15 protein-coding genes are annotated in these 13,697 nt (G+C 44.7%); 11 read left to right on the forward strand and 4 right to left on the reverse strand.

Annotated elements, in window-relative coordinates:
* Window position 1 precedes the first annotated feature (1 nt).
* The gene (locus A142_RS13920; protein ID WP_019826275.1) at window positions 2-1,225 is read left to right on the forward strand and encodes an FAD-dependent 2-octaprenylphenol hydroxylase; all 1,224 of its coding nucleotides are present in this window, start codon (window positions 2-4) and stop codon (window positions 1,223-1,225) included.
* A gap of 99 nt (window positions 1,226-1,324) precedes the next feature.
* Here A142_RS13920 and A142_RS13925 read toward each other — a convergent pair whose 3' ends face one another.
* From A142_RS13925 to ygfZ, 3 genes are all read right to left on the reverse strand, one after another.
* Window positions 1,325-1,531 (reverse strand): DUF1107 domain-containing protein, encoded by a 207-nt coding sequence (locus tag A142_RS13925; RefSeq protein WP_009847660.1) that lies wholly within the window; start codon window positions 1,529-1,531, stop codon window positions 1,325-1,327.
* Between the two features lie 561 nt (window positions 1,532-2,092).
* The gene (locus tag A142_RS13930; RefSeq protein WP_029405714.1) at window positions 2,093-2,554 is read right to left on the reverse strand and encodes an aminoacyl-tRNA deacylase; all 462 of its coding nucleotides are present in this window, start codon (window positions 2,552-2,554) and stop codon (window positions 2,093-2,095) included.
* A gap of 4 nt (window positions 2,555-2,558) precedes the next feature.
* Window positions 2,559-3,530 carry a tRNA-modifying protein YgfZ gene (ygfZ, locus tag A142_RS13935; RefSeq protein ID WP_019826280.1) on the reverse strand — a complete coding sequence of 324 codons (972 nt, stop codon included), beginning with the start codon at window positions 3,528-3,530 and terminating at the stop codon, window positions 2,559-2,561.
* A 167-nt stretch (window positions 3,531-3,697) separates the two neighbouring features.
* Between ygfZ and A142_RS13940 the strand changes: the two genes are divergently transcribed.
* A complete protein-coding gene (locus A142_RS13940; RefSeq protein WP_004735374.1) occupies window positions 3,698-3,958 on the forward strand; it encodes a succinate dehydrogenase assembly factor 2 in 261 nt (86 codons plus the stop codon).
* Window positions 3,906-4,325 carry a protein YgfX gene (locus A142_RS24400; protein ID WP_347230496.1) on the forward strand — a complete coding sequence of 140 codons (420 nt, stop codon included), beginning with the start codon at window positions 3,906-3,908 and terminating at the stop codon, window positions 4,323-4,325. Before A142_RS13940 ends, A142_RS24400 begins: the two co-directional genes overlap by 53 nt.
* Window positions 4,326-4,443: 118 nt before the next feature.
* Here the strand turns inward: A142_RS24400 and nadB are convergent, their stop codons facing one another.
* On the reverse strand, window positions 4,444-6,060 hold the full coding sequence (gene nadB / locus A142_RS13945; RefSeq protein ID WP_019826282.1) for an L-aspartate oxidase: 1,617 nt from the start codon (window positions 6,058-6,060) through the stop codon (window positions 4,444-4,446).
* Between the two features lie 389 nt (window positions 6,061-6,449).
* Here nadB and rpoE point away from each other — a divergent pair, with 389 nt between their 5' ends.
* From rpoE to era, 8 genes are all read left to right on the forward strand, one after another.
* Window positions 6,450-7,028, forward strand: a complete 579-nt coding sequence (rpoE, locus tag A142_RS13950; protein WP_008223963.1) for an RNA polymerase sigma factor RpoE — start codon at window positions 6,450-6,452, stop codon at window positions 7,026-7,028.
* Between the two features lie 26 nt (window positions 7,029-7,054).
* Entirely contained in the window at window positions 7,055-7,678 is a 624-nt protein-coding gene (locus A142_RS13955) for a sigma-E factor negative regulatory protein (protein WP_029405715.1), read from the forward strand.
* Window positions 7,675-8,637 (forward strand): sigma-E factor regulatory protein RseB, encoded by a 963-nt coding sequence (rseB, locus tag A142_RS13960; protein WP_019826288.1) that lies wholly within the window; start codon window positions 7,675-7,677, stop codon window positions 8,635-8,637. Before A142_RS13955 ends, rseB begins: the two co-directional genes overlap by 4 nt.
* The gene (locus tag A142_RS13965; protein WP_019826290.1) at window positions 8,634-9,104 is read left to right on the forward strand and encodes a SoxR reducing system RseC family protein; all 471 of its coding nucleotides are present in this window, start codon (window positions 8,634-8,636) and stop codon (window positions 9,102-9,104) included. Before rseB ends, A142_RS13965 begins: the two co-directional genes overlap by 4 nt.
* 137 nt (window positions 9,105-9,241) lie before the next feature.
* Window positions 9,242-11,035 (forward strand): translation elongation factor 4, encoded by a 1,794-nt coding sequence (lepA, locus tag A142_RS13970; protein WP_019826293.1) that lies wholly within the window; start codon window positions 9,242-9,244, stop codon window positions 11,033-11,035.
* A 97-nt stretch (window positions 11,036-11,132) separates the two neighbouring features.
* A complete protein-coding gene (lepB, locus tag A142_RS13975; RefSeq protein ID WP_019826295.1) occupies window positions 11,133-12,029 on the forward strand; it encodes a signal peptidase I in 897 nt (298 codons plus the stop codon).
* Window positions 12,030-12,055: 26 nt separating this feature from the next.
* Entirely contained in the window at window positions 12,056-12,733 is a 678-nt protein-coding gene (gene rnc, locus A142_RS13980) for a ribonuclease III (protein WP_019826297.1), read from the forward strand.
* Window positions 12,726-13,697: a GTPase Era gene (era, locus tag A142_RS13985; protein ID WP_017629580.1), complete on the forward strand. Its 972-nt coding sequence runs from the start codon at window positions 12,726-12,728 to the stop codon at window positions 13,695-13,697. Before rnc ends, era begins: the two co-directional genes overlap by 8 nt.

Below are 13,697 nucleotides of genomic sequence, written 5' to 3' on the forward strand. Positions count from 1 at the left end.
AATGATGCAAAGTGTTGATATCGCGATTGTTGGTGGTGGCATGGTTGGCTTAGCGCTTGCTGCTGCCCTGAAAGACAGTGACCTAAGAATTGCTGTCATTGAAGGTAGAGCTCCCAGCGAAGGGCTTAGTGAGCTGCCTGACGTACGTGTATCCGCGTTGAGTCGTTCTAGTGAAGTGATTCTTCGCAACCTAGGTGCATGGCAAGGTATCGAACAAAGACGTGCAGCACCGTATCAAGCGATGGAAGTGTGGGAGCAAGACAGCTTTGCCCGTATTGAGTTTGACTCGACACGCTTGGCTCAGCCGAACTTGGGTCATATCGTTGAAAACCGTGTGATTCAATTAGCGCTGCTTGATCAGGTTAAGAAGCAAGACAACGTCAGCCTGTATATGCCCGCAACGTGTAAAACGATGGCGATTGGTGAAAGTGAAGCTTGGTTAACATTGGACAATGGTCAAGCACTGACAGCTAAGTTAGTTGTTGGAGCAGACGGCGCAAACTCTTGGGTTCGTAAGCAGCAAGATATCCCATTAACACATTGGGATTACGGACACAGTGCGATTGTCGCGAACATCAAAACCACAGAGCCGCACCACAGCGTTGCTCGTCAAATATTCACACCTCAAGGCCCATTGGCATTTCTACCAATGCAACCAAGCCACATGAGCTCGATTGTTTGGTCTACGGAACCAAATCGTGCCGAGAAGTTGGTATCCATGTCGGATACTGATTTTAATAAGCAGCTAACGGCAGAGTTCGACTCAAAGCTTGGATTATGCGAAGTGGTTGGTGACCGTTTTGCATTCCCACTACGCATGCGTTATGCACGTGACTTTGCGGTAGAGCGTGTGGCTTTGGTTGGTGATGCTGCTCATACCATTCATCCATTAGCGGGGCAGGGCGTTAACCTTGGCCTATTAGACGCAGCAAGCTTAGCACAAGAGCTGTTAAAGCTATGGACTGCGGGTGAGGACATTGGCACCAAGCGTAATCTTCGCGGCTACGAGCGCTGGAGAAAAGCAGAGGCGGCGAAAATGATTGCTTCAATGCAGGGCTTTAAAGACCTGTTTGAAGGCGATAACCCAGCTAAGAAGCTGATTCGTGGTATCGGTATGAAGCTAGCAGGTCAATTACCGGGTGCGAAAGATGAGATCATGAAGCGCGCACTGGGTTTATCTGGCAATCTTCCTGATTTAGCTAAGCGTCCAGTGACTCATCGATAGTGACATAGTGTTCTGGTGATTTATCGAATCATCATTGATACGAAAAAAGGGTTGGCATAATGCCAACCCTTTTTGTTTTTAATTCTGTAGGTAATCAGGTCATGCGTACGCGCAGCGCAGTTTCATGATTTCACTATTTATTTCTTTCACTGTTTGAAAGTGACGTTTTTCTGCTCGGTCTGGTAGCACTAGCTTACCGTTATCAAACTCAAATTTTCCGACGCCGTAAATGTAGATTCGTCCTTTGAAAAGTCGACTTACATGTTTAGCAATCATACTCGGTGTATAGCGCTTAAACAGTCTCATTCTTAATTATCCTTATATTTACCTAGCCTGCATATTATAGAAAAACTCCGAGATAATAATTGTGATAAGCATGGAGTAATATGCAGTAGAGTTGACGTTAATTAGATATTTGTGCTGTTCTAAGCACTTTCTTCAGTAAACATCTATTTTTACGTGAGCTCCTCCCCAAAATAATACTGAGTAGTGAACTACCGTGAACTTTCCTGTTCGTATTAAGCAGTGATAATGTTACAAGTATAAGAATAGGCGGGATTTTTTTGTTTGTGTAATCAAATTGTAAATTTTGGACAAAAAAAAGCCCGTCTAAAACGGGCGAATAGTCACAGATGCATTACACAAAAGTGGATACTGATGTTACTCAGTGGATTCACTTGTACTGATTTGCTTAATAGCTAGTCAGTAAATTTACAATAACGCAAATTTAACCTTGTGACTACTTATGCTTTTATTTTGAGTAACTATTTATTAGGGGTGTGTTCTTCTTATGACGAAGTTCACACTAAAAATGTACTCAATGAAATACTTAAATGAAGTTTGCGAAGCATGATCTGATCGAAGTGATTATCGACTGATGTCAGCGACGGTCGGAGCACATAGCGCCATAAGATCATTGAGATCCAACGCAACGCCAGCCATTCGATCACCCGAGCTAATGGTAATGGTCGAGTTGTTCTGAATGGAAGGATCAAAAATGATCGGCATGTGTTTCTTTAGAGCGAGCGGACCCACACAACCCACTTTAAAGCCAGTGATCGCTTCAACATCAGCGAGCGACACGCAGGTCATTCGACGACAATTCAGTACCGAGCGTACTTTCTTGGGGTCGACAGAGCGATCGCCAGATGTACAGGCTAACGCATACTGGTTGCCCATATCCTTGAGCAGGATGCACTTCACCATTTGAGAGGCGTCGATGCCTCGCTCTTGTGCGGTTTCTTCGATGCTGGTGGTTGGCTTGCTTTGCATCAGCAGGCGATAATTCACCTGCTGTTGATCCAGCCATTGTGTAATCAGCGTTTCCACGTGGTTACTCGTCGTCAAGGCTGTACGGCAATGGCAGGATATTCCATGTTTGATCAGGTTGCGCAGCCAATCGAAGCTGAACATCATCATCCAGGTTGTTTGGTAGCACCATTAGGCCAATCGCTTGATTATCAGCAAATTGATAGACGTTGAGCAGTCGACCAGTACCACGCCAGTTTTCACCCACGCTACGCTCTAGTTCAATAGGGTTCTCTAGAGACAGTGCTTCTGCTGTCGGACCAGAAACAATGCGCATCTCACGCTTGTTCATACCGCGGTACTTGGCACGAGCAACCGTTTCTTGACCTGTGTAGCAGCCTTTTGAAAAGCTGATACCACCAATCGCTTGCAGGTTAAGCGCTTGAGGAATATGTTCGTTTTGCTCTGCTTTTGATAGGTTCGGTTGAGCATCAAGAATTTCATGATACTGCCAAAGCGATTCCGATACTTTCTCAGCAGAGCTGTTGGTGACTAAAGCTTCTGCAGCTTCTTCTGTCACAAGTAAAGCCCAGCGGTTGTCTGATACTAAAACGGCCGTACCGCCAGAAATCGCACGCACATTACCTTGGCTTTCTGAAATCGAATCAATGTATTGATTTGCAGACGTACCCATCACACCGATGACAACGTCAGACGTTTGCTCGATATCGACCTTAGAGAACACGGCGTACTTTTTGATTTCAACGAGCTCGACTTCAATCGCAGATTTAGGTTGCATGAGTGCGTAGCCACCGTTGTGGTGGAACAAACGAAAGATACTCCATACTTTTCCTTTTGCATCACAGTGCGCGCCTAATGTGGATTCATCATTAGGAAGAGTCACCACGTCGCACGTTACTTGACCTTGCAGGTACGACTTTTTGTCATCGCCTATCATGGTGATTGCACTCCAGTCTGACACGTGTGTCATCATCAGTTCTGGAAGCGATTCATTTTGTGTATGAGCGAGTGGCTGAAATGTGTTTTTCCAATCCATTTTATCTTTCCTAAGAATTTTATTTGGCTCTATGTTAATCCGGTTCTGTTTCTTTGTCAGCCTAGGTTTTTTTGTGAGCTTAGATAGGGACTGTGACTCACATAGTAGTTGCAGAGCGTATGACTTGTTACACTCCGAGAAAGAAAAATTATAGGTGAGGATAGCCAATGTACACTGCAGAGCAGAAAGCACGAATTAAATGGGGTTGCCGTCGCGGCATGTTAGAACTTGATGTAGTCATCATGCCATTTTTTGAAGAGTGTTTTGATTCATTGCAAGAGCAGGAACAGCGCGAGTTTGTTTCTCTACTAGAGTGTGATGACCCAGATTTGTTTACTTGGGTAATGGGACACGGACGCAGTGAAAACCTAGGTCATGCATCAATGGTTGATAAAATTGTCGCACACAACCTCAGCAAGGTTCGTTAAGCTCCAGCTTAACCCTTCGTATTCCGCATTATTCGCAAAAGGCACTGTTTTCGGGTGCCTTTTGTTTTTCATCGTCCTGTCTTCTATTCCACTTGCCGCCAGCCTTTATTGTTTAGCACTGCTGATCCATCTGTTTAAAACCAACCATCTGATTTTGAATAGTGCTCATGGCCGTTTTGATTATAAAGAAGATGGTGAGATCCGATTGAATGACCGACGTTATATTCTAAAGTCCGTGGATAAGGTCTGGGCGCAGTTCTTTGTTAAATTGCAGTTTGAGTGTGGGCACTCGGTATTGCTTTGGCGCGACAGCTGTTGCGAGAATGAATATCGTCACTTTCTGGCGAACTTACAACGAGCGTGCTAGGTCAGCCAAAGTATTAGATAAAAGAAAGCATTAGACAAAAGAAAAGGGAGCACTCGGCTCCCTTTCGTTTAATTACTTTTCGCTGATGACTAATTAGCTAAGCACGCTTAACCCATAATTATGATTGGCGCTTCTCTGGCGTAAGAATCGTTGGGCCGCTGTCTTCTGCAAGCTCTGGATAGTCCAACGTGTAGTGAAGGCCGCGGCTCTCTTTACGTTGCATTGCACAGCGAACCATTAGCTCAGCCACTTGTAGCAAGTTACGCAGTTCTAATAGGTTATTCGAAACTTTGAAGTAGCTGTAGTACTCATGAGTCTCTTGCTGCAACATCTGAATACGGCGTAGTGCACGTTCAAGGCGCTTATCCGTTCGAACAATGCCCATGTAATCCCACATGAATAGACGTAGCTCGTGCCAGTTGTGCTGAATGATAACTTCTTCATCACTGTTGGTTACTTGGCTTTCATCCCATGCAGGCAGTTCAGCACACAATTGAGATTGGTCGATGTTCTCAACGATATCTTTTGCTGCTGCCCATGCGTAAACCACACACTCAAGCAGTGAGTTAGAAGCCATACGGTTTGCACCGTGTAAGCCGGTATAGCTCACTTCGCCAATCGCATACAAGTTAGTCAGGTCGGTTTGACCTTGCTTATTAACCATTACACCACCACAAGTGTAGTGAGCAGCTGGTACGATAGGGATTGGCTCTTTGGTCATATCGATGCCCAAGTCCATCAAGCGAGTATGGATCATTGGGAAGTGCGTTGTGATGAATTCTTCAGGCTTGTGGCTGATATCAACATACATGCAGTCGGCACCCAAGCGCTTCATTTCGAAGTCAATTGCCCGAGCAACCACATCACGTGGAGCCAGCTCACCGCGCTCATCGAAGTCCTTCATAAAACGAGAACCATCTGGGCGGCGCAAGTAAGCACCTTCACCACGCAGTGCTTCCGTCAGTAGGAAGTTACGCGCTTCTGGGTGGAATAAACAAGTTGGGTGGAACTGATTGAACTCAAGATTTGCCACACGACAACCTGCACGCCAAGCGATAGCAATACCATCACCTGAGGAGACATCTGGGTTAGAGGTGTATTGGTAAACCTTTGAAGCGCCGCCTGTTGCTAATACAACAAATTTAGCGCGCACGGTTTCAACGTGTTCTTGGTTACGGTTCCAAATGTAGGCACCGATCACCTTGTCTTTTGAACCACCAATCTTATCTTCAGTGATCAAATCCAGCGCATTGTGGCGCTCGAAGATCTCGATATTTGGGTGGTTGTTGACGTTATCTTGTAGTGAGGTTTGCATCGCCATGCCCGTTGCATCGGCAGCGTGCAGAATTCTGCGGTGACTGTGGCCACCCTCACGAGTGAGGTGATATTTTGGTTGGCCTTCGGTGCTGTTTTCATCTTTATCAAATGGAACACCACCATCAATCAGCCATTGCACACACTCTTTCGCATTTTCAGCAATGAATTGAACTGTATCTTCTTCGCATAACCCAGCCCCAGCAATTTGAGTATCTTCTACATGAGACTCAATACTGTCTGACTCATCGAACACCGCGGCGATACCACCTTGTGCGTAATACGTCGATCCTTCGCTGCGTGGTCCTTTGCTTAATACAATTACTTTTGCATGTTCTGCTACGCGTAAGGCTAATGACAAGCCTGCCGCACCACTTCCTACCACTAATACATCACACTGATGTTCACGGTTTGCGTTCATAAAACTTATTAAATCCCGGGCTATAGTCGAGTTGTCCACTCTCAATTGACTTTGTCTTGTTTTAGGAGTTTGGGTAAGACTGTTATAATCTCTCCAGAGTCATCCTTAAACGCTATGCAAAATCAATATATAGACAGCTATCTAGAAATATTTAATTGCTCAATACCATTGCTTTTGCTCAAGTTTCCCCAAATTGATAGGGATAGCTATTTTTATTACATCACATTGTGAAACAATAATGGCAAATAATTTTAAGAAAGTTGGAACTTTCGGTATTTGGCTTAGTCACAATAGTGCTCTTGTAGACGGTGGTGTCAATACTACATTTCGCATAATTAGTACCCATATCTGTGAAGGTGAGGGTTATAACAATAGGAGTACCCGCTCGAATGAACGAGCAGCTAACCGATCAAGTGTTGATTGAGCGAGTTCAGAGTGGAGATAAGCAGGCATTTAACTTACTAGTGGTTAAGTATCAAAACAAAGTTTGTAATCTTATCTCTCGATACGTGAATAATTCCGGTGATGTACCTGATGTAGCACAAGAAGCTTTTATTAAAGCTTACCGCGCGATACCTAACTTTCGTGGCGAGAGTGCCTTCTATACATGGTTGTACCGAATTGCCGTGAACACCGCTAAAAACCATATCGTTGCCCAGAGCCGTAGGCCGCCAGCAACAGATGTAGATGCAGAAGATGCAGAATATTACGAAACAGGCAGCGCGTTAAAAGAAATATCGAACCCTGAGAACTTAACGCTGTCAAAAGAATTGAAACAAGTCGTTTTTGGAGCGATTGAAGCGCTACCAGAAGATTTAAAAACTGCAATGACGTTGCGTGAGCTCGAAGGTTTGAGCTACGAAGAGATTGCAGAAGTAATGGATTGCCCTGTAGGAACCGTACGTTCGCGTATTTTCCGAGCTCGTGAAGCGGTGGAAAAGAAAATTAAACCTCTTTTACAACGCTAGAACTTGTAATAATTATGGTGAAAATAATGGCTGATAAAGAAAAGCTTTCGGCACTCATGGATGGTGAAACGATCGATAAAGCTCTCATTGTAGATCTCGAATCTGATCAAGAAAGCATGGATACCTGGCAGAGTTACCATTTAATTGGTGATGTTATGCGTGGGGATGCGCCAGAAACTCCAGAGTGGAACATTGCTAACAGTGTAGCAGCAGCGCTTGAGAACGAGCCTGCACATGGTTCAATGTCGAACCTGCACCAAGTGAATGTTGAACCTACTGTTGCTCCAATTGAAGAGCAGCCGAAGCCGCAACAAGCGAAGCGTCAGCTTCCTGCGTGGTTACAACAGTTTGGACAAGTTGCTGTGGCAGCCTGTGTTTCATTAGCAGTTGTATTGGGTGTTCAACAATATGGCGGTAACGATCCTGCAGCACCAGAGCAATTGCCTGTACTCCAGACGATTCCATTTGCGGGTTCTGCGGAACCAGTAAGCTTAACGCGTGACTCTGTTGAGAAGCCTGCATCTGAAGCTAACTTGCAAGAGCAGCGTAAACGTGTTCATGCAATGCTAGAAGATTATGAGCTGCAGCTAAGATTAAACAGTGATGCATCGCCAATGCAAGATGCACATCTAGAATCGGACATTGAATGAAGAAAATCCTGGTCAGTGCACTGACACTGTTCAGCTTGATGTCTCCAACAGCCTTTGCAGAGGAAACCACTGCAAAGGCCTTGTTACATCAAATGAACGAGGCCAGTCAGCAGCTAAATTACGAACTTTCCTACATTTTGATAAAGAAGAGCAGTATTGAACCTCTTGTTTATCGCCATGCAGTTAACGACGACCAACAACTTGCACACCTTGTTTACCTAAGCGGCCCAGTTCGTGAAGTCATTCGACGTGGCAATGAAGTGAGCTACATCGAACCAGGTACTGAACCATTTACGATTCAGTCTGGCAGTATGGTTGCCCCTGTTATCCCGATGATTAATCGAGATATCGAATCCCTGAATCAGTACTACGACTTTGTGAAAGTTGGGCGCTCTCGTGAAGCGGGCAGCACCACTCAAGTTCTGCGCGTCGTACCGAAAGATGGCCTTCGTTATTCTTACGTGGTTTGGGTAGACGAAAAAACGAGCCTTCCTTTGCGTGCCGACCTTTTGGATCGTGATGGCGAAGTGCTTGAACAGTACCGTACGATCTCTTACGTGGTGAACGATAAGATTGCCGAAGCAATGGGAGGCTTAAACCAAGCTCAATTGCCGAAAGTCTTATCATTACCGGAAGGCTTAGTGAGTGAAACTAACTGGCAAGCGTCTTGGATTCCTGAAGGGTTTAAGTCAAAAGAGCTTAGCCGCTATCAAATGGCTGGGACCGATAAAATGGTTGAAAGTCAGCTTTTCAGTGATGGATTGTTTAGCTTTTCGGTTTATATCGCCGATAAAGACGAACATTCATTGAAAGGGCAATTGGTACGTCAAGGACGCAGAACCTTACACAGCTTAGTGATTGGCGATAAAGAAATTTCTGTGGTTGGTGATATTCCGCCAGCAACCGCCAAACGTATTGCTCAATCAGTTACGTTTAATAAATTGGAACCAGCGCAATGATGACCGCGCTGGCGACCGTTAGCTCGGTTGAACAAAAAGGTAAGCAATATTTTGTTCAACTGAGCAGCGAGCAACAAACCAGTTGCAGCAGTTGTTCTTCTCAAAAAAGCTGCGGAACAGGTATTGTGACTAAAGCTGTGGGTAATAAATCTTTGTTTTGGCAGCTTAAAACCAAAAGCTTAGTCAAAGCAGGACAAATCGTAGAAATTGGCTTTCCAGAAAAAAGCCTACTTCAGTCGGCGGCGATCGTTTATCTGATCCCACTTTTCATGTTGATGATTGGTGCTGGTTTTGGACAACTCTTGTTGCAACCCTTACTTCAAGGGGGCGAGGGCATTGTTATACTCTGTGCTGCACTATTTACCGCTGGTGGTATTGCCTTAGCGAAGCGGCTAGCCAAACCAATGGAAGACAAATCCAAGCAAGAAGTCGTCTTGATTCGAATCCTAGGTGAGTCTCTCGTCTAATTTATGATGCTTCTTGCCCTTAAATTGGGTAGAATCTGCCAACTTGATTGAAATGCCGCCACCAATGCTGAGTGTAGATTGGACGCGTTGCGGCTTTCTTATTATCCCTATTCAAAGAGTTTAGTCACACCAAGCCTATGAAGCACATTCGTAATTTTTCGATTATCGCCCACATCGACCACGGTAAGTCGACCCTTTCTGACCGCTTAATCCAAGTTTGTGGAGGATTAAGTGAACGTGAGATGGCAGCTCAAGTCCTCGATTCTATGGATATAGAACGCGAGCGTGGTATTACAATTAAAGCGCAGAGTGTGACTTTAGATTACAAAGCTAAAGATGGTGAAACTTACCAACTTAACTTTATCGACACTCCTGGACACGTAGACTTCTCTTACGAAGTATCTCGTTCTCTAGCGGCTTGTGAAGGTGCACTACTTGTAGTGGATGCTGGTCAAGGTGTTGAAGCACAAACTCTAGCAAACTGTTACACAGCAATCGAAATGGAACTGGAAGTAGTGCCAATCTTGAACAAGATTGACTTACCTGCAGCTGAACCAGAACGTGTTGCTGAAGAGATCGAGGAAATCGTTGGTATCGATGCGATGGAAGCGACTCGCTGTTCTGCGAAAACAGGTTTAGGTGTTGATGATGTACTAGAAAACATCGTAACGGCTATTCCACCACCGGAGGGTGATCCTGAAGCGCCTCTTCAAGCTTTGATCATTGACTCTTGGTTTGATAACTACCTTGGCGTAGTTTCTTTGGTTCGTATCAAGAACGGTACACTGAAGAAGAACGACAAGATTAAAGTAATGTCGACAGACCAAGTTTGGGGTGTTGACCGTCTAGGTATCTTCACACCGAAACAGGTAGATACTACTGAACTAAATACTGGTGAAGTAGGTTGGGTTGTTTGTGGTATCAAAGACATCCTAGGTGCACCGGTTGGTGATACGCTAACACTGGCTAAAAACGGCTGTGAAAAAGCGCTACCAGGCTTTAAAAAAGTAAAACCACAGGTATACGCGGGTCTGTTTCCAGTATCATCTGATGATTACGAAAACTTCCGTGATGCGTTAGGTAAACTAAGTCTGAACGATGCTTCTCTATTCTACGAACCAGAGAACTCAGCAGCACTTGGTTTCGGTTTCCGTTGTGGCTTCTTGGGTATGCTTCACATGGAGATCATCCAAGAGCGTCTAGAGCGTGAATACGACCTAGACCTAATCACAACAGCACCAACCGTAGTATACGAAGTTGAAAAAACAGACGGTACTCAGCTGTATGTTGATAGCCCAGCTAAGCTGCCAGCTATCAATGATATCAACGAGATTCGCGAGCCAATTGCACGCTGTAATATCTTAGTACCTTCTGACTACCTAGGTAACGTAATCACACTGTGTGTTGAGAAGCGTGGTGTTCAGGTTGATATGATTTATCACGGCAACCAAGTAGCGGTTGTATACGATATTCCAATGGCTGAGGTAGTACTGGACTTCTTCGACCGTCTGAAATCAACGTCTCGTGGTTACGCATCACTGGATTACAACTTCCAACGCTTTGAAGCATCAAGCATGGTTCGTGTAGACGTACTTCTAAACGGTGACACGGTTGATGCACTTGCGATGATTACACACAAAGATCAATCGCAAACTCGTGGTCGTCAGCTTGTAGAGAAGATGAAAGAGTTCATCCCTCGTCAAATGTTTGATATCGCGATTCAAGCGGCTATCGGTAACCACATCATCGCTCGTTCTACAGTTAAACAACTGCGTAAGAACGTAATCGCGAAATGTTACGGTGGTGACGTGAGTCGTAAGAAGAAACTTCTGAAGAAACAGAAAGAAGGTAAGAAGCGTATGAAGCAGATCGGTAACGTAGAGCTGCCTCAAGAAGCATTCTTAGCAATTCTTCACGTTGGCAAAGATTAACTTTATCCAGCGTTAAACGAATAATTGAAAGTGAAAGGGTAGCTCGCTATTCTTTCACTTTCGTTATTTTTAAAGAAATGAAATTTAAGGGATATCAATGGCTAATACATTTTCGCTTATCTTAGTGATCGTAACTCTAGTGACCGGCATTGTATGGGCATTGGAAAAGTTTGTGTGGGCGAAGAAGCGCCAGCAGAAGCTTGCTGATGTGGAAGCACAAACGAATGGTCTAGACGCTGAAACCAGCGCAAAAGTTACGGCTCAGCCTTGGTGGGTAGAGAATAGCGTGTCCATTTTCCCGGTAATTGCATTTGTTTTGATCTTGCGTTCGTTCATCTACGAACCGTTTCAAATCCCATCTGGCTCGATGATGCCAACGCTTTTGGTTGGTGATTTCATCTTGGTAGAGAAGTACGCGTATGGTTTAAAAGACCCAGTATGGCGCACTCAATTGGTAGAAACAGGCAAGCCAGAACGTGGTGATTCAATCGTATTTAAGTACCCGCCTCAGCCAAACATTGACTACATCAAGCGTGTTGTCGGTTTGCCAGGTGATACTATTCGTTACAGCAGTCGTAAAGAGATCTGTATCCAGGCGAAAGGTACAAGTAGCTGTAAACCAGTGAAATTAAGTAATGTTGAAGAAAGCCAATTTATTCAAGATGGTGTGCCTCTGATTCAACTGAATGAACAGCTTGGAGATGTAGAGCACCAAATCTTAGTTAACCCATTGCGTCGTAATCGTGTGCAATCGTATCAGCCTCGTCCTGGTGTTAACGAATGGGTCGTTCCAGAAGGCCAATACTTTGTGATGGGTGATAACCGTGACAACAGTGCTGATAGCCGTTACTGGGGCTTTGTCCCTGAAGCAAACCTTGTTGGTAAGGCTGTTGCTATTTGGATCAGTTTCGAATTCGAACGTGGTTCAGACAGTGTACTTCCAACATGGATTCCTACTGGTGTGCGTTTTAATCGCATCGGTGGGATTCATTAATCGATCAATTAACACATCGAGAGAGCATGAATTCTCCAATTGATAAACTAGAGAGAAAGATTGGCTATCAGTTCAATGATGCCGATCTTATCCACTTGGCGCTGACTCACCGCAGCGCCGCAGGTAAACATAACGAACGTCTTGAGTTTCTGGGCGATTCAATTTTAAGTTTTGTTATCGCTGATGATCTATACCACCGTTTTCCTAAGGTAAACGAAGGTGATATGAGCCGCATGCGCGCAACATTAGTACGTGGTCATACATTGGCAGAACTAGGTCGTGAATTCGAACTAGGAGATTACTTAAAATTAGGTCCAGGTGAGTTGAAGAGTGGCGGTTTCCGTCGTGATTCTATTCTAGCGGATGCTGTTGAAGCGATCATCGGTGCTATCTATTTGGATAGTGATACCGAGACGGTTCGCAGCATTATTTTAAGCTGGTACCAATCTCGCCTAGATGCAATTCAGCCTGGAGTATCTCAAAAAGATCCGAAGACTCGTCTTCAAGAGTTTTTACAAGGTCGAAGAAATCCTCTACCTGTCTACACAGTGACTAATATTAAAGGTGAAGCACACAACCAAGAATTTACGGTTGAGTGTGAAGTGGCAGGTGTGGATAAACCTGTTATCGGTAAAGGCACTAGCCGCCGCAAGGCAGAACAAGCGGCTGCTGAAACAGCATTAGAGCAACTAAGCAATGTCTGATAACAACCAAGATTTCGATATCGATGCATTCTTTTCATCTGATAGCAAACAAACAGGCCTACCGGAAAACCAACACTGTGGCTTCATCGCTATTGTCGGTCGCCCAAATGTAGGTAAGTCGACGCTTCTGAACCATATTCTGGGTCAGAAGATCTCTATTACATCACGTAAACCACAGACGACACGTCACCGTATTATGGGCGTTGAAACTGAGGGTGATTACCAAGCGATCTTCGTTGATACTCCTGGACTTCATATTGAAGAAAAGCGTGCAATCAACCGTTTGATGAACCGTGCAGCGAACAGCTCACTGAGTGATGTAAACCTAGTATTCTTCCTTGTCGATGGTACACACTGGACTGACGATGATGAGATGGTTCTGAACAAACTGAAGAAGACTGACTTCCCAGTTGTACTTTGCATCAACAAAGTAGATAACGTTCAAGATCGTACTAACGTAATGCAACACATGATGGAAGTCTCTAAGAAGATGGACTTCATTGATGTTGTGCCAATCTCAGCGAAGCAAGGTAAAAACATTGATGTACTGCGTAAGCACGTACGTGAGCATTTACCTAAAGCGACACACCACTTCCCTGAAGAGTACGTGACTGATCGCTCGCAACGTTTTATGGCGTCTGAAATTATCCGTGAAAAGCTGATGCGTTTTACGGGTGACGAGCTACCTTATTCAGTAACGGTTGAGATCGAGCGTTTTGATTACAACCCTGATAACGATGGCTTCCATATCAATGCACTGATTCTTGTTGAGCGTACAGGTCAGAAGAAAATGGTGATTGGTAAAGCGGGCGAGAAGATCAAAACTATTGGTCGTGAAGCGCGTATCGATATGGAAGAGCTGTTCGGCCGTAAGGTTTACCTAGAGACTTGGGTCAAGGTTAAATCTGGTTGGGCTGATGATGAGCGTGCACTTCGCTCGTTAGGCTACATCGACGATCTATAA

Origin of the sequence: Vibrio splendidus 12E03 (assembly GCF_000272105.2) — a bacterium.
Classification (GTDB): domain Bacteria; phylum Pseudomonadota; class Gammaproteobacteria; order Enterobacterales; family Vibrionaceae; genus Vibrio; species Vibrio splendidus_I.

Excerpts from the sequence above, each read along its gene's own strand:
- ygfZ (WP_019826280.1), bottom strand. The coding sequence starts at position 3,530 with ATGGATTGGAAAAACACATTTCAGCCACTCGCTCATACACAAAATGAA.
- A142_RS13925 (WP_009847660.1), bottom strand. The coding sequence starts at position 1,531 with ATGAGACTGTTTAAGCGCTATACACCGAGTATGATTGCTAAACATGTA.
- A142_RS13940 (WP_004735374.1), top strand. The coding sequence starts at position 3,698 with ATGTACACTGCAGAGCAGAAAGCACGAATTAAATGGGGTTGCCGTCGC.
- A142_RS13955 (WP_029405715.1), top strand. The coding sequence starts at position 7,055 with ATGGCTGATAAAGAAAAGCTTTCGGCACTCATGGATGGTGAAACGATC.
- nadB (WP_019826282.1), bottom strand. The coding sequence starts at position 6,060 with ATGAACGCAAACCGTGAACATCAGTGTGATGTATTAGTGGTAGGAAGT.
- A142_RS13965 (WP_019826290.1), top strand. The coding sequence starts at position 8,634 with ATGATGACCGCGCTGGCGACCGTTAGCTCGGTTGAACAAAAAGGTAAG.
- rseB (WP_019826288.1), top strand. The coding sequence starts at position 7,675 with ATGAAGAAAATCCTGGTCAGTGCACTGACACTGTTCAGCTTGATGTCT.
- lepB (WP_019826295.1), top strand. The coding sequence starts at position 11,133 with ATGGCTAATACATTTTCGCTTATCTTAGTGATCGTAACTCTAGTGACC.
- lepA (WP_019826293.1), top strand. The coding sequence starts at position 9,242 with ATGAAGCACATTCGTAATTTTTCGATTATCGCCCACATCGACCACGGT.
- rnc (WP_019826297.1), top strand. The coding sequence starts at position 12,056 with ATGAATTCTCCAATTGATAAACTAGAGAGAAAGATTGGCTATCAGTTC.
- A142_RS24400 (WP_347230496.1), top strand. The coding sequence starts at position 3,906 with ATGCATCAATGGTTGATAAAATTGTCGCACACAACCTCAGCAAGGTTC.
- era (WP_017629580.1), top strand. The coding sequence starts at position 12,726 with ATGTCTGATAACAACCAAGATTTCGATATCGATGCATTCTTTTCATCT.
- A142_RS13920 (WP_019826275.1), top strand. The coding sequence starts at position 2 with ATGATGCAAAGTGTTGATATCGCGATTGTTGGTGGTGGCATGGTTGGC.
- rpoE (WP_008223963.1), top strand. The coding sequence starts at position 6,450 with ATGAACGAGCAGCTAACCGATCAAGTGTTGATTGAGCGAGTTCAGAGT.